At 35.0% G+C, this 24,884-nt stretch carries 20 protein-coding genes, 1 pseudogene and 1 other annotated feature; of the genes and pseudogenes, 7 read left to right on the top strand and 14 right to left on the bottom strand.

Features of this window, described 5'->3' with window-relative positions:
* Positions 1 to 132 precede the first annotated feature (132 nt).
* The 6 genes from ACQKP0_RS22035 to ACQKP0_RS22010 all read right to left on the bottom strand — a co-directional run bounded on the left by ACQKP0_RS22035 (position 133) and on the right by ACQKP0_RS22010 (position 7,527).
* Positions 133 to 1,527, bottom strand: coding sequence for a sigma-54-dependent transcriptional regulator (locus ACQKP0_RS22035; RefSeq protein ID WP_427407977.1), 1,395 nt, complete (start codon positions 1,525 to 1,527; stop codon positions 133 to 135).
* The gene (locus ACQKP0_RS22030; protein WP_427407976.1) at positions 1,502 to 3,430 is read right to left on the bottom strand and encodes a transporter substrate-binding domain-containing protein; all 1,929 of its coding nucleotides are present in this window, start codon (positions 3,428 to 3,430) and stop codon (positions 1,502 to 1,504) included. The genes ACQKP0_RS22035 and ACQKP0_RS22030 overlap by 26 nt, the downstream gene beginning before the upstream one ends.
* Before the next feature lie 494 nt (positions 3,431 to 3,924).
* Complete coding sequence (locus tag ACQKP0_RS22025) at positions 3,925 to 4,605, bottom strand: ABC transporter permease (protein WP_427407975.1); 681 nt, start codon at positions 4,603 to 4,605, stop codon at positions 3,925 to 3,927.
* A 174-nt stretch (positions 4,606 to 4,779) separates the two neighbouring features.
* On the bottom strand, positions 4,780 to 5,691 hold the full coding sequence (locus ACQKP0_RS22020; protein WP_427407974.1) for an osmoprotectant ABC transporter substrate-binding protein: 912 nt from the start codon (positions 5,689 to 5,691) through the stop codon (positions 4,780 to 4,782).
* A gap of 18 nt (positions 5,692 to 5,709) precedes the next feature.
* Positions 5,710 to 6,363 carry an ABC transporter permease gene (locus ACQKP0_RS22015; RefSeq protein WP_427407973.1) on the bottom strand — a complete coding sequence of 218 codons (654 nt, stop codon included), beginning with the start codon at positions 6,361 to 6,363 and terminating at the stop codon, positions 5,710 to 5,712.
* Positions 6,364 to 6,375: 12 nt separating this feature from the next.
* The gene (locus ACQKP0_RS22010) at positions 6,376 to 7,527 is read right to left on the bottom strand and encodes a betaine/proline/choline family ABC transporter ATP-binding protein (protein WP_427407972.1); all 1,152 of its coding nucleotides are present in this window, start codon (positions 7,525 to 7,527) and stop codon (positions 6,376 to 6,378) included.
* A gap of 263 nt (positions 7,528 to 7,790) precedes the next feature.
* Here ACQKP0_RS22010 and ACQKP0_RS22005 point away from each other — a divergent pair, with 263 nt between their 5' ends.
* The 3 genes from ACQKP0_RS22005 to ACQKP0_RS21995 all read left to right on the top strand — a co-directional run bounded on the left by ACQKP0_RS22005 (position 7,791) and on the right by ACQKP0_RS21995 (position 10,595).
* A complete protein-coding gene (locus ACQKP0_RS22005) occupies positions 7,791 to 8,330 on the top strand; it encodes a GbsR/MarR family transcriptional regulator (protein ID WP_427407971.1) in 540 nt (179 codons plus the stop codon).
* Positions 8,331 to 8,470: 140 nt separating this feature from the next.
* Entirely contained in the window at positions 8,471 to 8,863 is a 393-nt protein-coding gene (locus tag ACQKP0_RS22000) for a thiol-disulfide oxidoreductase DCC family protein (protein WP_427407970.1), read from the top strand.
* 163 nt (positions 8,864 to 9,026) lie between these two features.
* Positions 9,027 to 10,595, top strand: coding sequence for an IS1182 family transposase (locus ACQKP0_RS21995; RefSeq protein ID WP_427407969.1), 1,569 nt, complete (start codon positions 9,027 to 9,029; stop codon positions 10,593 to 10,595).
* Positions 10,596 to 10,722: 127 nt separating this feature from the next.
* Here the strand turns inward: ACQKP0_RS21995 and ACQKP0_RS21990 are convergent.
* From ACQKP0_RS21990 to ACQKP0_RS21980, 3 genes and pseudogenes are all read right to left on the bottom strand, one after another.
* Positions 10,723 to 11,934, bottom strand: a pseudogene (locus tag ACQKP0_RS21990) (MFS transporter).
* 270 nt (positions 11,935 to 12,204) lie between these two features.
* Positions 12,205 to 13,089 (bottom strand): LysR family transcriptional regulator, encoded by an 885-nt coding sequence (locus tag ACQKP0_RS21985; protein WP_427407968.1) that lies wholly within the window; start codon positions 13,087 to 13,089, stop codon positions 12,205 to 12,207.
* 184 nt (positions 13,090 to 13,273) lie between these two features.
* Positions 13,274 to 14,029, bottom strand: coding sequence for a class I SAM-dependent methyltransferase (locus tag ACQKP0_RS21980; RefSeq protein WP_427407967.1), 756 nt, complete (start codon positions 14,027 to 14,029; stop codon positions 13,274 to 13,276).
* Positions 14,030 to 14,181: 152 nt separating this feature from the next.
* Positions 14,182 to 14,454: a binding site (T-box leader), on the top strand.
* A gap of 145 nt (positions 14,455 to 14,599) precedes the next feature.
* Between ACQKP0_RS21980 and metG the strand changes: the two genes are divergently transcribed.
* Positions 14,600 to 16,270: a methionine--tRNA ligase gene (gene metG / locus ACQKP0_RS21975; protein WP_427408011.1), complete on the top strand. Its 1,671-nt coding sequence runs from the start codon at positions 14,600 to 14,602 to the stop codon at positions 16,268 to 16,270.
* 39 nt (positions 16,271 to 16,309) lie between these two features.
* Here the strand turns inward: metG and ACQKP0_RS21970 are convergent, their stop codons facing one another.
* The gene (locus tag ACQKP0_RS21970) at positions 16,310 to 16,849 is read right to left on the bottom strand and encodes a histidine phosphatase family protein (protein WP_427407966.1); all 540 of its coding nucleotides are present in this window, start codon (positions 16,847 to 16,849) and stop codon (positions 16,310 to 16,312) included.
* A gap of 354 nt (positions 16,850 to 17,203) precedes the next feature.
* Here ACQKP0_RS21970 and ACQKP0_RS21965 point away from each other — a divergent pair, with 354 nt between their 5' ends.
* Positions 17,204 to 17,446, top strand: coding sequence for a hypothetical protein (locus ACQKP0_RS21965; protein ID WP_427407965.1), 243 nt, complete (start codon positions 17,204 to 17,206; stop codon positions 17,444 to 17,446).
* 18 nt (positions 17,447 to 17,464) lie between these two features.
* Positions 17,465 to 18,454 carry a hypothetical protein gene (locus ACQKP0_RS21960; RefSeq protein WP_427407964.1) on the top strand — a complete coding sequence of 330 codons (990 nt, stop codon included), beginning with the start codon at positions 17,465 to 17,467 and terminating at the stop codon, positions 18,452 to 18,454.
* Positions 18,455 to 18,786: 332 nt separating this feature from the next.
* On the opposite strand, the gene ACQKP0_RS21955 is transcribed toward ACQKP0_RS21960, so the two are convergent.
* Positions 18,787 to 20,571: an alpha/beta fold hydrolase gene (locus tag ACQKP0_RS21955; protein ID WP_427407963.1), complete on the bottom strand. Its 1,785-nt coding sequence runs from the start codon at positions 20,569 to 20,571 to the stop codon at positions 18,787 to 18,789.
* 24 nt (positions 20,572 to 20,595) lie between these two features.
* Positions 20,596 to 21,855 (bottom strand): M20/M25/M40 family metallo-hydrolase, encoded by a 1,260-nt coding sequence (locus tag ACQKP0_RS21950; protein WP_427407962.1) that lies wholly within the window; start codon positions 21,853 to 21,855, stop codon positions 20,596 to 20,598.
* A 390-nt stretch (positions 21,856 to 22,245) separates the two neighbouring features.
* Between ACQKP0_RS21950 and ACQKP0_RS21945 the strand changes: the two genes are divergently transcribed.
* Positions 22,246 to 23,256, top strand: a complete 1,011-nt coding sequence (locus ACQKP0_RS21945; protein ID WP_427407961.1) for an LLM class flavin-dependent oxidoreductase — start codon at positions 22,246 to 22,248, stop codon at positions 23,254 to 23,256.
* Positions 23,257 to 23,370: 114 nt separating this feature from the next.
* Here ACQKP0_RS21945 and ACQKP0_RS21940 read toward each other — a convergent pair whose 3' ends face one another.
* Complete coding sequence (locus tag ACQKP0_RS21940; RefSeq protein WP_427407960.1) at positions 23,371 to 24,159, bottom strand: VOC family protein; 789 nt, start codon at positions 24,157 to 24,159, stop codon at positions 23,371 to 23,373.
* A gap of 357 nt (positions 24,160 to 24,516) precedes the next feature.
* Positions 24,517 to 24,615: a putative holin-like toxin gene (locus ACQKP0_RS21935; protein ID WP_427407959.1), complete on the bottom strand. Its 99-nt coding sequence runs from the start codon at positions 24,613 to 24,615 to the stop codon at positions 24,517 to 24,519.
* Positions 24,616 to 24,884: the final 269 nt, after the last annotated feature.

The following is a 24,884-nucleotide window of genomic DNA, read 5'->3' as shown; positions in this document are numbered from 1 at the left end:
ATAAACAATACATGCAAGTATCGTGCCAATTTTCAGTCTTTTTACTATGCATACGCTTACAATCTTTTTGTCAATTTTACACGAATACAAACGGCAAAATTTGCCGATACATCATGCAAATTTTGCCGAATTTCAGTTTTTTCCATTAAGTTGTTTCTTAATTTCATAGAGTTTAATTTTATCCCGAAGACTTCTTTCGGAAATTTGCAAAATTTGAGCTGTTTTTTGCCGGTGATTATCATAATGTCTTAGTGTTGCAGATATTACTTTTTTCTCGATTTCCTTCATTGACAAACCTAAAGGAATGTGAAGACCATGTTGTTCACGATCAGTAGAAAATTCTACAGGTACTTTCTTTTGTTCTTGGACATATTGAGGTAAATCAATTTCATCAATTTCATTGTGAATTGAAAGAGCTACAGCGTATTCAATAATATTCCCTAATTCACGTACATTTCCAGGATAATGATAATCGAGTAAAAGTTTCCTTGCAGCAGCAGTGAATGATTTCTTTTCTCGATTCATTTCTCTACAATACTTTTGCATAAAATAATCAATTAAAAGTGGCAAATCTTCCTTTCTTTCTCTTAAGGGAGGTGTGTGTATTGGAATTACGTTCAATCTGAAATACAAATCCTCACGAAACGTCCCTTCCATTACCATCTGTTCAAGGTTTTTATTAGCTGCACTGATGATACGAACGTCGAGTGGAATTTTCTTGTTTGATCCTAGAGGTGTGACTTCACGCTCTTGGATCACTCGTAATAATTTTGCTTGAAGAGAAAGTGGCATTTCACTAATTTCATCAAGAAACAAGGTTCCACCATTTGCTGCCACCCACTTTCCTTCTCTTCGCTGTGTCGCTCCAGTAAAAGCACCTTTTTCATAGCCAAACAATTCCGATTCAAGCAAGGTTTCAGGAATTGCCGCACAATTTAAAATTTCCAACGGCTGATTTTTACGTTTCCCAGTATTGTGAATACTTCGAGCTACTAGTTCTTTCCCAGTTCCGCTTTCCCCCGTTATCAGTACACTAGAATCAATATCTTTTATTCGGTCAATCATTGAAAAAACATGTTTCATAGCTTTGCTGTTTCCTAGAAATGTTTCTGTATTTCTTCTTTGCTCTAGCTCTTCGTTTAATGTTTCTATCTTATGTGACATTCGTTTAAATTCCGATGCCCTTAGTAATAGTAAAGAAAGCTCCTTCATATTAATAGGCTTTTCTATATAATAATAGGCACCTTTTTTTATTGCTTCTATAGATGTTTCAATAGATGCATAAGCAGTCATCATAATAATAGTAACTTTTGAATCTTTTTGTTTAATTTTTTGTAATACATCTAGTCCATTGAAACTTCCTATTCGAAGATCTAGCAGGACTATATCAACATGAGTTTGTTCAATCATGATTAGGCCCTTTTCGGGGTCAGTTGTAGTCATAACTTGATAATCATCTTCTAATGCAAAACAAATAGAGGAACAAATCGCTTGCTCATCATCAATAACCAGTATTTGTGGTTTCAATCCGAATCTCCTCCTCCGAGTATAAAGGCAATATAACCGTGAATTTCGTACCTTTATTAGGAATACTAGTTACATGAATGTCACCATGATTTTCTTTGATTAAATTGTAAGATAAGGTCAATCCTAAACCTACGCCTTTTTCCTTGCTTGTATAGAATGGTTCAAAGATACGGTTTAATTCTTCCCGGTTCATTCCTTTTCCAGAATCGATAATCTGGATTCTTCCTTGTTCTTGATTCTCCTTTTCCATAAGGATATTTATCTTCTTTACACTTGTCCCTTCCACTGCATGAATAGCATTTAATAATAGATTTAAAAGAACTTGACGAATTTGTTGAGGATCAATGAAAAAAACGAGGTCAGATTCTATATTTTGTTCAAAATCTATATTATTTTTCTTCATTGTAACTTGAAGAAAGGCAAGCAAAGAAGTAAGTTCATATGCTGAACAGCTTTGGGTATTTGGAGGACGCGGCCTCGCATATTCGACTAAATCTGTTACAATCATGTTTAACCGATTCACCTCCACTGGCAAATGCTCCATCAGGACCTCTCGAAATTGCGGACGGTCATATTTGCTAGGAAGAAGTTCTATGAACGTTTTTATAGATGTTAACGGATTACGAATTTCATGAGCAACCCCTGCCACAAGCTGTCCAAGTGCATGAAGCTTCTCCTGAATAATTAATTTTTGCTCTAGTTTCTTTTTTTCTGTTTCATCATTTATAGATAGTAAATACCCCGTTTGAATGTTTTGTGAATCATACATCTTGTGCATGGAATAATAAATGACCTTCCCTTCCCCACCTTCGTTCATTTCTAAAATATGATAAAGCTGCCCCGCCTCCTGATTTGAAGCTTGTACAAAAGGATTAGTTTCAAATAGTTTCTTGAATATTGGGGATTTTTGAATGTCAGAAATGGATGATTTAGATAGTTCAAGAATCTCTATTGCCCGTTTATTCCAACTTGATATTTTATAATCTAGACTAAATGTGATAATACCCGTATCGATATTGTTTAGGATTTGATCTTTAAACGCATTACTATCAGCATTCCTTTGGCGTTGCATCTGTAAATCTTCATTCAGAAAACGTAGTTTACTTGTCTGGGCATTGACAGCTTTTTTTAATCGTTGATTCCAAATATAAATTAATAAGAGAATAAGAGCTCCAACAGACAGAAACGAGATTAATAGATAGATAAAATTTTCTAAACGTGCGATTTTTGCTTCAGATTGGGGTCTCACCCATTCATCAATTAGTTCATTTACTTCTCCTTTCGCTTTTAGAATTGTAAGAGTCTTATTTATCATTGTAAGGAGTGCATTGTTTCCTTCCTTTACACCAATCGCATAATCTGCTGGCTCTAATACTTCATCAAGAATGACGTAATTTTTTTCTTGGTTAAATTTTTTCAAAAAGAAAGCTGCCGTCCATTTATTCCCGATTAAAACATTTGCACGGTTATTCATAAGTGTCAAAAGTCCCGAATATTGATTCGTCGCCAATGTAAGATTCGTATTTCTCATATTTAATAATGTACTAAGCACAGGTGAATTATTTTGAAGGGTAATTTGCATATCTCTTACATCAGTAATGCCTTTAACTTTGTTCTTTTTATCGATGGGAATAATTAATGATTCAGACATAGTAAAGAATGGAATCGAAAAATCAAATACTCGATCCTTTTCCGTACTATAAGTCATACCTGCAATCGCATCAATTTCACCAGCTTCTAGAGCTTTCTCCGCTTCGCGAATCCCCATTGGAATATATTCGAAAATAACCCCATTTTCTTTAGCGATTTTTTCCATTAAATCAATGTTTATACCGGACAACTTTCCTTGATCATTTTTGAACGAAAAAGGAGGAAGTGCCCAGTCTCCTGCAATTTTATACATTTTTTCTTTTGCAAAAATTAAAGGATTTGTTAAAGTTGTAAATACAGAGAAAATCAATATCATGCAAAAAACGATGAAACGACTTCTTATACAAATCCCCTCTTTTCAAGAATAAGTAATTCAATATTCGAAATATTAATTCAAGAATATAGAAATATGGACATGAAATCAATACATGATCAAAATATTAGCAAGTATGACTATAACCGAGTAATTCTTTTTCCCTAAACCGAACTGTTTTTTTAATTAACTTCTCGATAGAGATTGAATTTTGAAAAAAATACCCACCTTTAATTATTGGCACATTTTATATAGATTATTGTAATTATGTAAAGATATAGAAATTCTAATTTCGGATAGAATGAACATTGCCCCTTAATTTATGGCGAGTGATAGGTCTTTTGATGATCCAACCTCCATAACATAAGTAAATCAAGCAAAATAATAAGGTGTGCCACTATTTCGGCACACCTTATTATTTTTGAATATTTTCATCAAGCAGCTTCCTTCATATCAACGTTTATTCCTTTTTTCTTTTTTACAGGTGACAAAATTCTTTCCAACCAACCCATAATAAAGTCTGCAGCTACAGCCATAAGTGCCGTTGGGATTGCACCGGCTAATATAATGGGTGAACCATTCGTTACATTTGTACCACGGACAATAATATCACCCAGTCCTCCGGCACCTACAAACGTTCCAATTGTTGCTATACCAATTGCAACTACAAGCGCATTTCGTAATCCAGCCATAATTACCGATAATGCAAGTGGCAACTCAACCATTCGTAATACTTGAAACTTGGTCATCCCCATCGCCTTTCCTGATTCTAAGAGGAAATGATCAACATTGACAATTCCTGTGTATGTGTTTTTTAGAATCGGCAACAGTGAGTATAGAAATAGTGCGAGAACAACTGTATTTGTTCCCAAGCCCATTACTAACATAAGTACCGATAACATCGCTAAAGCAGGAATCGTTTGAATGATATTGGCTAGAGATATGATCCAAGTACTCAGATTACGATAACGGGCAATTAAAATACCTAATGGAATCGCAACAATCGCTGCAAATAATACACCATAGGCAGACATAAGAAAGTGGCGATAAAATTGTTCCCAAACATAGCTGCCATTTTGAGCATAATAATCGAATATTCCTTGGAGTGTATTCAATTTCCCCCACACCTCCCACATTATTTAAGGCTATTTTCGAATAGTTTATTGTTTAATTGTATAATAGCTAACAACCTAATATTGCTAGTTTTAGGGCCTCTTTTCTTAGAAACATGGATTTTCCAAAATGATTTGACCTACAATTCAACAACAACAATATTTAAGAAAAATGACTTACTCAAAGTAATGATTTTCTTCTAAAAATTCCTTAGCGACAATAGATGGTTCTTTCATTTTGCCATCACTCTCATAATTCAATTCCTGCATTTTTTTCGTATTGATTTTACCAACTAATTTTTGCAAAACATCTTTTAATTCCGGATGCTGTTTTAACACTTCATTACGAGCTAACGGTGAGGCATCATAAGGCGGGAAGAAATGTTTATCATCTTCAAGAACCTCCAAATTGTACGCATTAATTCGTCCGTCCGTCGTATAAGCTAAAACAACATCCATTTTTCCGCTTTTAACAGCTTTATATACAAGACCAATCTGCATTGGATAGGTATGGCCAAATTCGAAGCCATATTCCTTTACAAAACCTTCATAGCCATCGCCTTTTCGTTTCAACCAAGAATTATCAACACCTAGGCTCAAATCGTTGATCAAAGGTTTTAAATCTGAAACCTTCTTGATCTTTTCTTTTTCGGCAAAATCCTTTGTTACAGTAAAAGCATAGGAGTTTGCAAACCCATAAGAATCGAACCATGTTTGATCAAATCTTTTTTTAAATTCAGTTTGGACGATCCGCAATGCTTCTTTAGGATCTTTTACAGGCTCCATACCTAATGCACCTGGCAGATCTGTTCCTGTATAACGAACAGATGATAGATCTACTTCACCACTTAACATCGCCTTGTGTAAAACGATAGAGGATCCTAAATTATTGACCATATCAACTTTTACATTTGTATAGTGTTCAATCATTAATTTTTGAATATATCCTAGAATTTGTGATTCTGTTGTATTCATCATGCCAATTGTAACTGATTTATCTGATGAAGCACGTAAACCAGGTAAAGAGCATCCACTGATTAACAAAGACATTGACAAAACGAAGACAACCATCCATTTCCGTTTTTTCATGTTCACATATGCTCCTTCCTATATTGCTTCTTTTAAATCGCGAATACCTTTTGGTGTTACCCAAGTTTCTACTTTTCCTAAAAGTATATCTACTAATAAGGCTAGTATCGTTACGGGTATGGCACCTGCGATAATAAATTCAGTTTGATACAAATTAAGACCGCTAAAAATATAATCTCCAAGTCCTCCTGCTCCAATAAATGAAGCGAGTGTTGCCCAACCAATTAAATAAACTGTTGATAATCGAATACCAGCCATAATAACTGGTATCGCCAGCGGAATCTCAACATAGCGGATCCGTTCCCATCCAGTCATACCCATCCCGCGTCCTGCTTCAAGCAAGTTTCGTTTAATACCTTTTACACCAATATAGGTGTTTCTCAAGATGGGTAGGACTGAATAGAAAAATAATGCAATAATTGCCGGAACCTTACCAACACCAAGGATTGGTATGAAAAAAGCTAAAATAGCGAGGCTTGGAAACGTTTGAATTACACCTGCAATTCCCATAATAAATCCTGCCACTTTCGGAATCCTTGTTAAAGAAATTCCAACTGGAACGGCAACGATAATACCAAGGAGAACAGCAATGATAGATATATAGAAATGCTGCCATGTTTTAAATAACAATTCACTCCAATAGCTATCTAAAAATTGAACAATACTATTCAACTGACTCCCCTCCTATCCGATATTCTCCTTTAAAATTTCATCTTGTGTTTCACCCCAAATGGAATCATAAACAATATCGACAAGACTAGCTCTAGTCACGATACCAACAAGCCGCTGCTGCTTATCCACAATCGGAACATATTTCATTCCCATTTTTAAAATTTTTCTTATCGTATTCCGAAGTAAAGTTTCTTTTTCTACAGCGAAAATTTTTGATTCTACCATATCAGATACTCGAACCGGTTTATTACGGTTTTGATCAATTATTTCAACATCGATATACCCCTTCAAAACTCGATTATGATCAACAACAAGGAGGGAATCCACTCTTTTGTCCTTCATAAGTTGGATTGCCTCCGAAAGGGATCGATCTTCCGTAATCGTAATTGGGTCAGGATTCATTACTTGTTCGACCGTTTGGATATTCGGCCGTGCTTGGATTAAACGTTCTTTCCCAATAAACTCCTCAACAAAATCGTTCGCGGGTTCACGTAAAATTTCTTCTGGTGTTCCAACTTGAACTAATTTTCCAGCACGCATAATCACTAATTTATCAGCTAATTTAATCGCTTCATCCATATCATGGGTTACAAAGACAATGGTCTTCCCTAATGATTGCTGCAGCTTTTTGAATTCATCCTGTAATGAATCTCGAGTAATGGGATCCAATGCACCAAATGGTTCATCCATTAAGATGAGTGGCTGATCTGCTGCTAATGCTCTTAAAACACCAATTCTTTGCTGCTGCCCGCCACTTAATTCATGTGGATACCGATCTAAATAATCTTCCGTCATGTTTACTAATTGAAGTAATTCTTTTGCACGTTTACGGCGCTGTTCTTCAGGCCATTTTAGAAGCTTAGGTATGAGTGATATGTTTTGCTGAATGGTCATATGGGGAAATAAACCGATTTGCTGAATGACGTATCCAATTTCTCGTCTAAGTTGTACTGGATCTTTTTCTAAAATGTTTTTTCCATTAATATAAATGCTTCCACTCGTGGGTTCAATTAAACGGTTAATCATCTTCATAGTTGTCGTTTTCCCACAGCCACTCGGACCTATGAAAACTATGAACTCACCCGATTTAAACTCCAAGTTCAAATCTTCAACCGCTGTTTTTCCTCCCTTATACACTTTTGTTACATGTTCAAATTTAAGCAAATTGCCCGCACCTCCGTAATTATTTTTGTCAGTGTTGGGTTACCTTATTATCTTACCGTAAACTTCGTAAAATAAAAAGTTTACAAATTGTACATATTACACTTATTTTATGAAATATATATACTGTAACACTCATGATCAATTTCATTCTTACTATTACTTACAAATACTTCGATTTCCTGACCTACTTCCCATTTTATTTTTCCCATGATTTATGTTACATTGTCCTAGTATATTTGGTATTTAAAAGGAGCTTGCTACCAATGGAAGATAAATCATTAAAAATGATTAACCAAGCAAAGGAACAATATATTGAAAAAATTGCTGATAATATGCGTTCCTATGGAGTTTCCACTACAGTTGGAAGGGTACTTGGAATCATATATATGAATCGTAAACCGATGACACTTGACGAGCTATCTGTGGCGACAGGTATGAGTAAAACAAGAATGAGCCAAGTCGTTCGTGAAATGCTTGATATAAATATCGCTGAAAAAGTATTTGAAAAAGGCGTTCGCAAAGATATATATGATGTAGAATCAGACTACTATGAAACATTTATATCTATCTTTACTTCCAATTGGAGAAAAACGATCAATCGAAATAAAATATTTGAAAAAAAATTAACTCGCGAGCTTTCGGAGCTGAAGGAAAAGGAGGAATTAAACCAAGAAATCGAAGCTCAAGTTAATGAATTATTAAAAGAAATGAAAATCTGGTCAGATTATTATCATTGGCTTACACGATTAATTGATTTTTTTGAAAGCGGAGAAATATTTAAGCATGTTCCAAAGTCGAAATAAAGTAAACTATAAACTTTTATCCTCCATCTAACTATGTGGAGGTTTTTTATATGTTAAAAGTACTTCCCATTTTCAAGAAAGTGTATGTTATTCTAAACATATAGAACTTCTAAATTTATATACGAAAAGCTGGTGAGTACATGGCTGGCATTATATTATTTGATGGTGTTTGTAATTTTTGCAATAGCAGTGTTCAGTTTATTATTAAGCGAGACCCAGCTGGATGTTTCAAGTTCGCTTCTCTTCAAAGTGAAATTGGAAAAAAGCTTCTACGGGAACATGGCATACATGATGAAATCGATAGTTTTGTTTTAATAGAAGATAACACATATTATATAAAATCAAGCGCTGCATTGAGAATGTGCAAAAACCTTCAGGGGTTGTGGAGGCTATTGTATTTGTTTCTAATCATTCCACCTCCAATCAGGGATTTTTTTTACGATTTAATCGCTAAGAACCGTTATAAATGGTTCGGGATTAGAGAAAGCTGCATGTTGCCTACAAAAGAGGAAAGAGACAGGTTTTTGGAGTAGTCAAAAAGAGGCTGGGACAAAACTCACCTTTAAGATGAAAAAGCCGGTGAAATTTTACTTGTCGTAAAATTTCACCGGCTTTGTTTATTTTTTAATAAAAATAAGGACTACTTCTGATAAAATTAAGTTACCACACAAAATCTAATCAGAAAGAAGTGTCCTTATGTTTAAAAATTATAACATGAATCAAATAGTTTTGCCTTTAGATTTAGAAGTAAAATTACTAAGTAATGATATCGCCTTCCATGTCCATCATTTAGTTGAAAGTATTCCTCAGGAAGCGTTCGAACCATTTCTACGAAATGAGGGCTGTCCTGCCTATCACCCACGCATGATGCTTAAAATTATCTTATGTGCCTATTCGCAATCTGTCTTCTCAGGGCGCAAAATTGAAGCCCTATTAAAAGACAGTATCCGTATGATGTGGCTGGCTCAAGGGTATGAACCAAGCTACCGCACAATCAACCGATTCCGTGTTCAATCAGAAGTGAAAGAATTAATACGCCAATGTTTCGTCCAATTCCGTTGCCAATTGATCGAAGAAAAGCTTATCGATCAAGAAGCTGTTTTTATTGATGGTACAAAGATAGAGGCAAATGCGAATAAATTTACCTTTGTATGGAAGAAATCTATCGAAAAGTATCATATTGGATTAATTGAAAAGTCAAATGAACTATACGATGAGTTACTTGAAAAAGAAATTATACCTGAAATTAAACGAGAAAGTGAAGAACAGTTATCACTTGAAGAACTCGCTCAATTGGTCAAAAAGGTAGACGATGTCGTTACTGAATATGACAAAAGAATCGGAGATTCCTCAGATGTAGAAGAACGTAAAGTCTTAAGAAGTAAGCGGAAATTCCCGAAACAAGCACGGAAACAACTAATGGATTATATTGTACGAAAACAAAACTATCAACGAGACTTTGAAATCTTTGGCGAACGAAATAGTTATTCAAAGACGGATCACGATGCGACATTTATGCGCATGAAAGATGATTATATGAAAAATGGTCAATTGAAGGCAGGCTATAACGTACAAGTCGCAACAGAAGGTCAATATGCGCTTGCCTATAGTCTATTTCCAAATCCCACAGATACACGTACATTAATCCCTTTCTTAGACACAATTGAGGAAGATTATTTTAAGTTACCAAAGCACATTGTCGCAGATGCAGGTTATGGTAGTGAACAGAATTATGATGATGTCATGTCGAATCGTAAACGAGAAGCTTTAATTACGTATGGCATGTACCTCAAAGAGCAAAAGAAAAAATATAAACAAAACGAATTCAATCCAGACAACTGGCATTATGATGAAGATAACGATACATACACTTGCCCAAATCAACAAAGCGTAGTTTTTAAATATTATTCTGTACGTACGGATAAAACAGGCTTCAAACGAGAGTTTAAGATCTATGAATGTGAAGACTGTTCAGGTTGCCCATTTCGTTCATCATGTACAAAAGCAAAAGAGGGAAATAATCGAAAGTTAATGGTGAATGAGAAGTGGGAACAACAAAAAGAATATGTGAGAGCGAAGCTTTCAGAAGAAAAAACGAGTTCAATCTATCGAAAACGAAAAATCGATGTGGAACCAGTTTTTGGATTCTTGAAGGCTAATTTGCGTTTCACTCGATTTTCTGTACGGGGAAAATCGAAGGTTGAAAACGAAATGGGTATAGCATTAATGGCCGTGAATTTACGAAAATTCACGGCCATTAGCTAAAAATTAACAAAAATTATTAACAGAAATAAAGAAAGATGAATTGAGGATGATCAATTTCATCTTTCTCATTATATGAAGCTAGTTATGTCCCAGCCTCTTTTTGTTTATATATGCAAGTTTATTTATACTAGATGACATTTGATGAAAGCTGTAACCGTTTCTTCGCAATGACTCCTAGACGAACGGACATTGCAATAGCAATCACCGCAAACAAAACAATCATACTTATTACTCCGATCCATCCAAAATCGCTATAAAAAGTACCTCCTGCAGTTCCTCCAATGCTTGACCCTACGTAATAGAAGAACAAATAAAGTGCTGATGCTTGGGCCTTATCATGGGTAGCCAGTTTACCAACCCAGCCGCTAGCAATGGAGTGACCTCCGAAAAAGCCAAAGGTAAAGATTGCAATTCCAATTATTTTCAATAAAAGGTTTGTATTTAATGTAATACAAGCCCCTATAAGTAAAATGAGTAAAGAAACTTGTGAAATTTTCCTTCGGCCATGTTGATCTGCTAACATCCCCATCCATGTTGAACTGAATGTCCCAACAAGATATACAATAAAAATAAATCCTACTACTGTTTGACTTAATAAATAGGGTGGAGCAACTAATTGAAAACCAATGTAATTATACAAGGTTACAAAGCTCCCCATTAATAAAAAACCGATTCCAAGTAAATAGAATAATCCTGGCTCTTTAAATTGACTTATGAGTGATTTTACTAGTTTTCCAATTTCAAAGTTTCTAGGCTGAAAATGAGTTGATTTTGGCAAAGTGAACCAAAAGAGTATGCTTGCCAAGAAACTAATTACGCCAATCCCTACTAAGGCAATATGCCAATCAAAATAATCCGTTAACACTCCACTGATTATTCTGCCACCCATTCCTCCGATAGAATTTCCGCTTATATATAATCCCATTGCCATACCTAGGCTCTTTGGTTCTATTTCTTCCCCTAAATATGCCATCGCTATGGCAGGCAATCCCGCTAAAACAATACCTTGCAAGATTCTAAAAACGAGTAAGAAATGGAAGTTTGGACTAAATGCTGTTAAGATCGCCAGTATAGAGGAAGCGACTAAAGAAATGGACATGACCGATTTACGTCCAAACACCTCAGATAATGAACCGACAAGTAACATGCTAATAGCTAATGCTATCGTAGTAGATGATAGTGTTAAACTAGATAAATCTGGTGATATATGGAACTATTTAGCAATCTCTGGTAGTAATGGCTGGGTGCTCCAAAGAATAGCAAATGTGTTAAAACCACCTGCAAATAAAGCTAAATTCGCCAAACGAAAAGTGGCAGTTCCACGTTTTATATAACTCATGATGAAATATACTCCTTTATCATAAGGCTCTTTTCGTATAAATTGTTGTTTTTAGACAATAAACTTAGTCCGTTGATTTCCGCTCCAGACACTTGCTTTCCGCGGGGAGGGAAGTGCCCTCCGCTACAATCAACTCAGATTGTTAATACAATATCACAAAAAAAGCAACAAACTTTACGAAAACAGCCTATCATAAACATTGATGCTTTTTCAAATGATGTTTAAAATCCTACTAATAGAACAATATTCTTTTCATCTAAAGTAAGAGATTCACATCTCTTTTATAGATAAATTCTCAACGTATTGGATAAATCTTTTTGTTACAGGAGATAAATACCGATCTTGTCTCCAAGCTATTCCAATCACTCTCGAACATTTTGGATTCTTAATACGTAAAAGCTTCACCTTTGCTTTGTCCAAAACTTTCATGTCAGGCACAAGTGATACACCTAACTTAGCTGCAACAAGCCCTGCAACTGTTCCAATTTCTTCTCCCTCAAAAACCACTTTTGGAGAAAAACCTGCTTGATCACAGAGATTATCAATAATCGTCCGCATTCCGTATCCATTTTTAAAGGCGATAAAAGGTTCCTCGCTAATTTCATTTAAATCGACCTCATCAAATTTTGCCAGTGGATGTTGTATGGACACAATTAAAAATAATTCTTCAGTCAGCAAAGGTTTCCAAATGATTTCTTTAAAATTTTGTATATCGGAAATAAGTGCTACATCTATTTCTCCCATTTGAATTTGTTCCAATACATTTTGTGTTGCAGCTTGATTTAGACAGAACTTTACATCGGGAAACTTGTTTTGGAATGAACTAACAATTTCAGGGACGAAGCTTATTCCAAGCGAATGTAAAAATGCTAGAGATACCGTACCATGATCAGGGTGTATAGCGTCCCGAATTTCTTGTTTACCGATCTCAATTTCGTTTATTGAACGCTCCACTCGGTTGAGGAACATTTTTCCATATTGATTTAATTTAATGTTTCGGCCTTTCCTGTCAAATAACTGTACACCTAGGTCATCCTCGAGTTTTGATATAGCTCGACTAAGAGCAGGCTGTGAAATTGAAAGTTGTTCAGCTGCACGAGTAATATGCTGGGTCTTAGCAACCACTTGAAAATATTGAATTTGATGCCATTCCATCATTAAAAACCTCATCTATATATTGTTTTTTCATTATTATCATACTCCACACTATATATAACTACCAATCCCGAATATGCATGATATTCATGCATATTGGTTATGAATTTAAATGCCAATAAAAAAAATCCATTTTGAAAGATCAAAATGCATTCTTTTTCTACAGATTATGATTTTCATTTTTTTATTTTTTTAAAATAGACTTACTTGCTAGAATAGTAAATTCCCATGGTATATTTTCATTATTCCAGCCAGGGTGTTCATCAAATTTTTCTAATCTAAAACCAGATTTGATTACTGAATTAATAATCTCACTTAGCGTATATAATCTAATAGACACATTGGGAAAATCTTGTTGTTCATGCTCATTAAAGAAATTCTTATATGCTAGATCTCCTTTTTGTAATTCCTTATCAAAATAATTGACATCCTCGCTCTCTGTAAAACATTTCCTAAGAGGATGGAAATCACTTAAAACCATTTGTCCACCATCTTTTAATAATGAATAGAGAATAGTCATTAGTTTATCTATATCATTAAAATAATGTAATATTCCCCCTTCTAAATAAAGAATGTCAAAATATCCTCCAAACTTTCTGATGTCTATATCATAAATATCAGAAACAATATAGTTGATTGAGGCATTTGCAAATTCTGCTAATTCTAAAGCATATTTTTTATTTTCTTCCGAAATGTCAAATACTGTTACTTCAGCTCCTAATAATGCCAATGGAACTGCTTTTCTTCCGTTCGAACCACAAAGATTAGCGATCTTCTTTCCTTCAATATGTTCAAAATATTGTTTATGTTTTTTAAGATATGATTGTGGATTTTTTAATAGTTGAGCGGATTTTTCCTTTGGAGAACCGAAACTTTTATTCCAGAATTCGTATGCGCGATATTCCCACGCTTTTTTATTTTGGATGCTTTGTTTATTCATTTTTCATTCCCTCCGCTTTGACAAAAAGGATAATATCTCTTATTCGTTCTATTTATTGAATTATCCTGTTTTATGTACCATATAGAATTTTTCAAACTTTTTGTCTTTACTTTTAAAAATATTTTAGATATAATTCCATTAATTTCACCTTAATAAAAGCTATGATGAGGGAAAGTAAAATGACGATGTTTTCTGCAGAGAGCTTCGGTAGCTGAAAAGAAGCAAAACGACTCATTTGAAAATGGCCTCTGAGCTTCGTGCTGAACGTATTTTTTCATACTAGTAGGTTACGACAAGTGTTGGTACTTGTTACAAAAGCCACAGTATAAGAGGAAATGTACTTTTCTCCGTACTTGTAGAGACTAATGGTGTGAGCTATTAGTGAATTAAGGTGGTACCACGAGGATCCAAGCCTCGTCCTTATCTTTTCCAAGATAAGGGCGGGGCTTTTTTATTTGATTGGCTTTCCAAATCAATGCTTTTATATCTGAAAAAGCTTGTAGGGATGGGTTCAGCTAGATATACTTCGGCTTTACACAAATCCTACAAGTAATTTTATCTAACATATTTATTAACAAAGCCAGGTTATTAAAAAAGGAGGAAACAAAGATGAATGTTTTTATTGGCGGTGCATGGCCTTATGCAAACGGCTCTTTACATATAGGGCATGTTGCAAGTTTATTACCGGGAGATATTTTAGCGCGATATTACCGATTAACAGGAAAAAATGTACTTTATGTTTCAGGGAGCGACTGCAATGGAACTCCAATTGCTATACGTGCAAAAGAGGAAAATGTTTTACCTAAAGAAATTGCTGATTGTTATCACGAAGAATTCGAGGATTCCTTTTCAAAGCTTGGGTTTTCATTCGATTGCTATACAAGGACAGACTCTAACCATCACCATGAAATTGTTCAACAAATATTTCTGGATTTACTTGAAAAAGGCTTCATAGATAAAAAAGAGGTCGAACAAACCTATTGCCCAAGCTGTACACAATTTCTTCCTGATCGTTACGTAGAAGGAATTTGTCCTAAATGCGGCAATCCTTCACGAGGTGACCAATGTGATCATTGCTCAACAATATTAGATCCGCTGGATTTGCTTGAAAGAACTTGTAAAATTTGCGGTACCATTCCTGTTATAAAAAATACAGAGCATTTTTATTTCTTATTAAGCAGATTTCATGAAAAGCTTGTAAACTACGTAGCTACTACAGAAGACAACCATACATGGCGAGAGAATGCTATTCAACTGACAAAAAGATACTTGCAAGAAGGTCTTCATGATCGGGCAGCCTCTCGGGATTTACCTTTAGGTGTTAATGTCCCTGTTAAGGGATATGAAGATAAAAAGATATATGTCTGGATTGAAGCTGTATCTGGTTATCTTTCTGCAAGTAAACTTTGGGCAAAAAACAATCTTATTGATGATTCTCCGTTTTGGAATGAGAATACAGTTACTTACTATGTACACGGAAAAGATAACATCCCATTTCATACAATAATTTGGCCAGCAATCTTGATGGGTATTAATAATAAAGCATTACCGAAACATATCGTTTCCAATGAATATTTAACTTTAGAAAAAAGGAAGCTCTCTACAAGTAAGAACTGGGCTGTTTGGGTGCCAGATATACTTAAAACATACCATCCGGATTCTATACGCTATTTTTTAACAATTAATGCACCAGAGAATAGGGATACAGATTTTTCTTGGAGAGAATTTATATATAGTCATAACAGCGAACTATTAGGGGCATACGGGAACTTCGTCAATCGAACTTTAAAGTTTATTGAAAAATATTATTCTAGTGTCATTCCTGAAGGCGAAGTAGATCCAGACATCGAAAATAGGGTGAAAGCACTTTACGATTCTATTGGGAAACATATTGAAAATACTCATTTTAAGCAGGCACTTGAAGAAATATTTGCGTTCATTCGGTTTTCAAATAAGTTTTTTGATCAAGCTCAACCTTGGAAACAGATTCAAGAGGATGCCGTGTCCTGTCAACATTCACTTGCAACCTGTGTGCATATTATTGCAAACATCTCAAAGCTGCTACATCCGTTTTTACCTTTTTCAAGCAAAACTATTCAAGAGATATTAGAACTTGAAGAGCTAACATGGAAACCTACTTATGTTCAATCCAAAAAAATAAACGGAGTGGTACCACTATTTGAAAGAATCGATACCAAAAGAATTGATGAAGAACTAGAGAACCTAACAAAACAGTCATAAATAAAAAGTGGTGCCTGACACCGTCAGTGTCGGGCACTGCTATTTCCAAACACGATTAATTTTTGGCTTTTGATCAAAAATATCGAGCTGATATACATCGGGATTTGATAATTCCTTCCATTGATCAAAATGAAAATGTTTATTGTAATTGTTGAGAATGAGCGACATGAGATTACCATGTGTAACTATTACTGAAGTTTGATAGGGTCTTTCTAGTATGTCATTTATAACATTAATGGCTCTGTTTGCGGCATTCCTGCTGGATTCGCCGCCTTCAAAGCATAAATCCAAATCATCAAAAGTTCTCTTCAGCATATTCAACCAATCTGGATGATCGACCGAACTCAATACTCGCTCTGACAATCGTTCATCTTTTACAATTTCCATCCCGAGGCTTTCAGCTAGAGGAGTAATCGAACTGTATGCTCTCTTGAAAGGACTTGAAATGATGTATTCGATATTTTTCGTTAATAGAAAATCTGCTAGATTTTTAGATTGTTCTACCCCTAATTCCGTTAAATTAGCTTCACGCGATTGCCCTTCTGCCTGACAATGTCGAACAAGGTATATAGTTTTCATATTATATCTTCATTAATTTTAAATTTTTTTAATTATTTACTTTATGGTTACAACCCCTATTATTCTTGTGGAAGTAAGACAGTATTAATTTCAAAATGTTTTTCACTTTTATCATATAAGTAAACTACTTTTTTTAATGGCCAGAAAACATGATTTCTTGCATTGTATAACCTTTTTTTTATAAAATTTGTTGTCAATTATACCATTTTCCCCAAAATTATGCATATAATATTAATAGTGGAATTTCCGGATCTTTAAGGTGAAGAAGTAAAACTATTAAAAACCCTATTGAATCTTATCATTTATTCTACTAGTATTACTTTGAACGCACTTTTATTTATCTAGGAGGGGATTATGATCTCTTTACTTCCTTTATATTTAATGCATATTACAGATGAACCCCATACAGAAAGTGAATGGCAGTTATGGATGATCTTCGTATGCAATTTTTTTCTTGTCGTTACTGGCTTTATTTTTATGTACAAATTATTCAAACAGAAGACTTTGAAAAAAACGGCGATTACTTTTGGAATAGCTCTTGTAATAAATTATTTACTAGTATTAATATTCGGGAGTGTATTTGATTTACTTGGATAAAGGAAAGGAGATGTTGATTTGAAATTTTACCGATTATGGGTCCTTGCACTACTTCTTAAATTCATAGGCTCGGCTTGGGATGCATCCTATCACTTTAGATATTTATTTGAAAAATACTCCATCCCTCACTTAGTAAACTTTGCTGGGTTTGCATTAGGAGCTTTTCTTTTGTTTCAAGAATGGAGACGTCTTAAATATATGGATGGTTTTTCTAGAAATCTAACAACCATCGGTTATGTCCTATTTTTGATCGGAATACCTCTAGATTTTAGCTATCATATCGCATACGGTATTGATTTGACGACTTGGAGTCCGACTCATTTTGTTTATTATATTGCAACTGCAATTATGATTGTAGGAGTTTGGCGTGGATATACTCTGTATAATAATGAGAACTTACCGGCGTGGAAATCGATGCATACTTGGTTTGCGATGTTCCTATTAGAATGTCTTGTGTTTCCAAATATGCAGCAAGAAAATGGAGCAATCTCATATGATCAATACATTCATGGAAAATCCATCGCATCAAAAGAAATATTAGCCATCCTGTCTGACCCTGAGTCTCAAATTTTTGGAGGAATCCCTCCTTGGCTATACCCTAGTTATTCTGTATTAATGGTTGCACTTTTTACTGTTTTAATTATCCGACTTTATCGCAGCTATACGATTCCAATAGCGGCAACCGCATTGTACATTATTTTAAGATTTATAGGCAAATCGATCTTTTTTGCAGTCGGATACCCTACTTCCTATGTACCAATAACTCTATTATTTATTCCATTATTCTATCTTTTAATAAAAAGATATTCATGGATCGCAGGTCTTCTGGGAAGTGCTACTTACTTTCTAACTTTATATGGCATTCATAAATCAGGTGTATTAATTACTCCGCCGTTAGATATATCACTACTTCTGCCAGTTTTATTAATTGGATTAATCGTCCCAATTGTAATTTCACCTAGGAAGAAGAATGTGGAGATTGAAATAGAATCATCTCGTACTTTTTAGTTTGAGGTCAGAAAAGGGCAAATTCGTGATATAAAAGCATTCTTGAACATGAAAAGGGGCATCCAAATGGAGCGCCCCGTTTTGCTTTTATATATTTTGTTTTACATTCCGATTAAACTAAAGGTCTTGTATAAGTTATTGACTTTCCAGCTCCAATTGGCTGAAAACCTATTAACTTAAGAATTCTTCGTGCAGATTTTTTAGAATTTATTAATAGGAATTCACAGCATTGTAGTGTTGAAAAAGTGGATTGTTCGTTACCTCTTTCCGATTTTATGTGACCCTAAAAAATAAAAAAACGCTAATCTCATTTTGATTAGCGTGTTTACTCATTAACGTCCAATATATTGATCCAGAAAATCGGCTACACTTGTATATGCAGTAATATTATTTTGAAGTTTCACAAAAAAATGTCCTTCATCTTCAAAGCGAATATATTGTACCGGATGATTTCGTTCTCTTAATTCATTTACAATTTGTTCAGTTTCTTCAATAGGGACACGAGGGTCATTTGCACCGTGTAATACCATTAATGGTGCCTGGATTTTATCGGTATGATGGATCGGATCAATTTGAGCGAAAAATTCACTATCTTGTTCAATACTTCCGTACTCAGCTTCTCTCAATTTCCTGCGCCAAGGACTTGTTTTTTCTAAAAATGTTTTAAAACTTGAGATACCAACAATGTCTATAGCTGCAGCCCATAATTCAGGATAATGAGTAACCGCAGCAAGAACCATGAATCCACCATAGCTTCTTCCCATGATAGCAATTTTTTCGGGATCTGCATTTCCGTTCGATTTCAACCACTCTACTAAGTATGTCAAATCTTTTACAGAATCCATTCGTTTACGAACATCATCAAGATGGGTATATTTCTTTCCATACCCAGTACTTCCACGAACATTTGGTGTACAAACAGCATAGCCACGATTTAAAAAATATTGGAGAAATGGATTATATACCGCACGTATCTGACTTTCGGGTCCTCCGTGTACAAAAATAACAACGGGTACATTATCAGCGGCAGTTTTTGGCTTATAGAAAAATGCGGGTATCTTCAATTTATCAAACGATGAAAATTCAATTAATTCTGGTTCAATTAAAAGATTTTCAATTATCGGCGAACGAGAAACAAAGGTTATCCTCTTTAATAGACTAGACGTGAGATGAAGTTCCCATATGTCTGAAGGAAGTGTTGGACTATTGAATACATAAGCAAGCTTCTTATCATCTGGTGAGAATGTAATCTCCGTTATCACTCCAATTGGTGTTTTCCAAGTATAAATAGTATTTTCCTGAAGATTAAACACTACTCCTTTTGATATTCCACCTTCATTTACAGTATAAGCTAATAATTTTTTGTTATGACTCGTCGACAAACCTTCTAGATCCCATTCTCTTTGATCCAACCATGAAAAATTATTTGTTGATAACTCTATGACCGCTAAGCCAGTAAATTCACAATCTTTGTTTGATAATAGATAGAGTTTCTTGCCATCCTCACTAAAATGAGGTGATTCGAAAATAGCTTCACCTTCGTGAACTGTTAACCATTTAACCTCACCTGTCGCAAGTTGTAACAATCCCAAATCATTATCTAAATTCGTATTTATTTTCTTTATTAGGAGCCAGTTTCCACTTGGATGCCACTTAATCACTTCAAATAGTCCGTCTCCTGTAAATACTTTTTGAATTTCTAGCGTATCTAAGTTTTGGATATATAAGTCAAAAAATGCTGGATGACGCCGATTACTTGACCAAGCTATCCATTTTCCATCTGGTGAACTTCCACCATAATGATGAATATGTTCAGGTGAATTGGTTAATGGGGTCAATTCACCTCTATCATCTAATAAAAAAAGTTGTTGTTTCTCGTTCACGCCGACATCCATTCCAATAATACGGAGATTGGATTTGGATATGTATTGAACAAATATAATTCTTTCTTCTGTAAAAGAAATTTGTGCTGGCCAACTTTCATCATGCTTTAGTTCCCATACTTGTGGCAAACCAGTATAATTCGTTATAAAAGAAATCTTCTCACCACATGGGGAATATACAGGGTGCTCTGCGGTACGAACATGTAAATATTGTTTAACACCTATTGTTTCCAACTGGGTCACTCCTCTCTTTTATCATTATTTTCCTGCTTTTAACAATGGATCAATTACATTTTCCACTCCGACAAGACCGAGTATGGTTAAAAATATTTTTTGGACACCATAAAATGCATCATTAGGATCAAAATATTCTTCGAGGGTGTGTACTCCGCCAAATGCTCCTCCTCCACCTAAAGTTACAGCTGGTATGCCTAAGCTAATTGGAACGTTGGAATCTGTACTGCTAGGCGGATCCAAAATTGGATAAAATCCAAGTGTTTTGGTAGCTGCCAAAGCTGATTGGACAATAATAGAGTCAGCTGATTGTGATCCAGCTGGCCGGTCACCTACAAGTTCGATATCAACCTGAATATCTTCAGATTTCCAGCGTTCATTTTCTTCTTCAGCCGCTTTTTTTATCACAGTTAAAACTTTCTCTTCCAGCTTCAGTAGCTCTTGTTGTGATGTAGAACGTAAATCGATCACCATATTCGCTTTTGCTGCAATAGTATTGACAGATGTACCACCGGTTACTGTACCAACTGTAAAAGTGGTTTTTGGTTCCTTCGGAGTTTCCAAACAGGATAGATGTGAAATTGCTCGTCCTAATGCATGAATGGCACTGGGAATTCCAAAGTCGCCAAAACTATGTCCGCCAGGTCCCTTATATGTCACACTATAGCGATGACTTCCAGTTGCTAAGTATGTCGTTCTTTCAGGACTTCCTGGCTCGATAGAGATGAAACCATCGATATCATTTCGGTTGTCGAAAAGATGTTTCACCCCTCGCAAATCGCCTAACCCCTCTTCTCCTACAGTTGCTACAAATTCAATATCACCAATCGTATTAATTTTTGCTTCGTCTAGTGCACGAATAAGAGTTAGAATTGATGCCAGTCCCCTGCCATCATCGGCAATACCCGGTGCATATATTTTTCCATCCTTTTGACTCGGCTTTATATAAGTTCCCTCAGGGAAAACAGTATCTAAGTGGGCTGAAACTACAAGTTTAGGACTTTTTCTGGATCCAGGTCGCAGCCCGGAGACATTTCCAACTGAATCCACTTTCACATTTTGTAATCCTAATTCTATCAATCTATTTTTATAAAATTCCCCTCTTTCTTGTTCTTGAAAAGTAGGTGCAGGTATTAAAGTTAATTCAATTTGTTCCTTAACTGTGCTTTCATTATCTAATTTCAAAAATTCCAATCCTTGTTTTACACAAAACTCTTGTACTAATTGGTTAAATACTTGATTAACTTTTGAAGAAATTCTTAATTGAGTTTGAATTTCAGGCATGTTTTATAACCTCCGATAATAATACTGTTTCATTTTATCCCTTACTAATCTTGAATATTATCAAATTAAACACTATTTTTAATATTTTATTTTTATAAGGTAATCATATCAAATAGAATATTTATTTCAATACCCGAAATATAATAAAAAATGGACTTCATATAAAATTACACCCAATTCATATTCTTACGTACTTGTGATTATGAATTTGAAATCAGCTAAAAAGTACCCCTTGTTAATTACTTTACAAATTTTCCTATTATAACTTATATTCCTTCTTTTTCAGTTGGACATCTATTCTTTAAAAGCAATAAATTTTGAGAACCATACTTTCGCTGATAAAATGTACATATATAATATTTTCGATTTCACACGAAAGAAGATGAAATAATGGTTAATTTGAGCGATATTCGTTATTCCTTGTTAGATCTTTCTCCCATCGTCCAAGGAGGAACAGCCTCTGACTCATTACAAAATACATTGGATCTAGCCCAACATGCTGAAAAATGGGGGTATACTCGATATTGGCTTGCTGAACACCATAGTATGCCTGGCATTGCAAGCTCCGCAACTGCAGTAGTTATTGGTCATGTTGCTGCTGGAACGAAAACAATTCGCGTAGGTTCTGGTGGTATCATGCTTCCGAATCATGCACCACTTGTTATTGCCGAACAATTTGGTACGCTAGAATCTTTATTTCCCGGGCGAATTGATCTTGGCTTAGGCCGTGCTCCTGGTACAGACCAACTTACTGCACGCGCTTTACGAAGAGATGGCCGTATGGATGCTGAGGATTTCCCGGAAACGGTAGCTGAATTACGCGCTTATTTTGATCCGTCACTCGCAACTGAAAAGTTACATGTTCGTGCAATTCCTGGTGAAGGTTTAAACATTCCAATTTGGTTATTAGGTTCAAGTGGCTTTAGTGCGCATCTTGCCGGCCTTCTCGGCCTTCCGTTTTCCTTTGCCAGCCATTTCTCACCAGAGAATACTTTGCCTGCGTTAGATTTATACCGACGTACCTTTAAACCTTCTAAAGTCTTGGATAAACCTTATGCAATGGTTGGAGTAAATGTAATTGCTGCAGATACTAATTGGGAAGCGGAAATTTTAGCAACTTCTATGCAACAGCAATTTCTAAACCTTATTCGAAACAATCCAATGCCATTGCAGCCACCAGTGGAGAATTTTGAAGAGTTATGCAGTGATTATGAAAAAGCTCTCTTACAACAAAGAATTGGCTCTTCTATTATCGGGGATAAGGAAACGGTTAAAGAAAAACTTCATACGTTTTTAAATGATACACAAGCTGATGAAATTATTATTAACTCCCAAATATTTGACCATCCAGCACGACTTCATTCTTATGAAATCGTATCTGAGATAATGAAAGAAAAGTAAATAGTAATAAAACCGGTGAAATCATTTTTTCACCGGTTTTCTTCTTAACGTATTTTTTTCTGTAGAGGATAAAAGTTCCTTTTATCGAAGTTTTATTCACTTTTTAGCTTGATTTTAAACAAATTGATAACGGCCACCGAATATTTCTCTTTCCAACACGATATTATCATTAGAAATTCTTAATAAACATGGTCCCTCTCCTGATGACTCGAGGATCCTTGACATTTCCCCCTGTCCAGAAGGAGAGGCAAATACAAGATTACAACCTTCAAGCTCAATTTGAATACAATCCGATTTCAATTTTTTATTTTTATATACATCGCTCTTTTTTAATTGAAAAATGCTACACCATTTTTCTGCAGCTTCAATATGATTGTTAACTGCAAACACGAGTTCATGTAATTGCATACTATTGGTACCAATAGCATCTATATCTTTTTGTCTGATTTCATCCTCTTCTCCCCATTGGATAATGAAAGGTAACGGTAATTCTGTTGAACCATCATTAATGAAGAGCATTTGCCATTTTAACGTTATTCCATCTTCTCTCTTTCTTTCGCCTTTAATCGGACCAATAATATTAATTCCTCTTGTTGTTAAGGAGTTTACAACTGCAGCCATATCGTTTGTGCGTAAAGCAATTCTTGCAAATCCTTCTCTACCAGGTAATAATTTTGCTGCTTGAACAACCAAATCATTTTCTAATATTTTGTTGGCTTTTTCATTATCAAAAATCCCTAAAAATTCAATATAGCTTAAACCAAAATAGCTAAGAGCATTGTATGTACCCCAATTCTCATGTCTCCCCCCGAGAAAAGCTTTTAATCCAATCTTTGCAAAAGCTTCTATCGCCTCCTCAGGTTGATTCACTAAATGAACTAGATGATCGAATGAAAGCTTCAAAAAAAACCCTCCACTTTTAAAATGATTAAATTTAGATACGGAAAAGGTGTTCATATAATTTTATTTTTAATATATTATTCTTCATATCTTCTTAAATTCCCCTGTTAATTTTCAAATTTTTCAAAAACATTTTCGTTTACATAATACTATTATGAAAATATTAAGAGTTATTAATATAAATAATTTACATCTTATTGAGACCGTTGAATATAAGATGGATTTTGTATATAATGCTGTTAACAGATGAAACTCAAAATGAGCATTGGCTGCAACCAATGCTCCCGGCACAACATACTGCATGAAGTGCAGTGGCCCGAGATTAGATAGCCCACCCAAGCTAAGGCCATGCAGGGTGGGTTATTTCCGTTTAACAAGGGAAATAACAACTGCAATCACTGCTACGATTAGTGAGCCGAACGTAACCATAAGAGATAACGCCTCATATACTGTGATCATCTGCAGGACCCCCCTTCTGTGAAGGAGTGACCACTGCCCACCCTACAATACTGTGCTACCATCATTATAGCACATACGTTCCCATTTTATTATTTTTGATTGAAAAATAATTCTATTGGACTAGCTATTTACAGATTTCCCGAACGTGAAAGCCCACTACGGTGCATTAGCACTCCCTTTAGGGGTGGGATGAGAGTGAGGTCGGATACGGAGTGCCACTAAAAACCGAATGGTTTGTGGTACTTCAAGTATCCGAAGATTCCACTCTT

Source organism: Heyndrickxia sp. NPDC080065 (assembly GCF_050281185.1).
GTDB lineage: Bacteria > Bacillota > Bacilli > Bacillales > Bacillaceae_C > Heyndrickxia.
The sequence above is the reverse complement of the archived record's forward strand: the minus strand, read 5'-3'. Positions and strand labels throughout refer to the sequence as shown.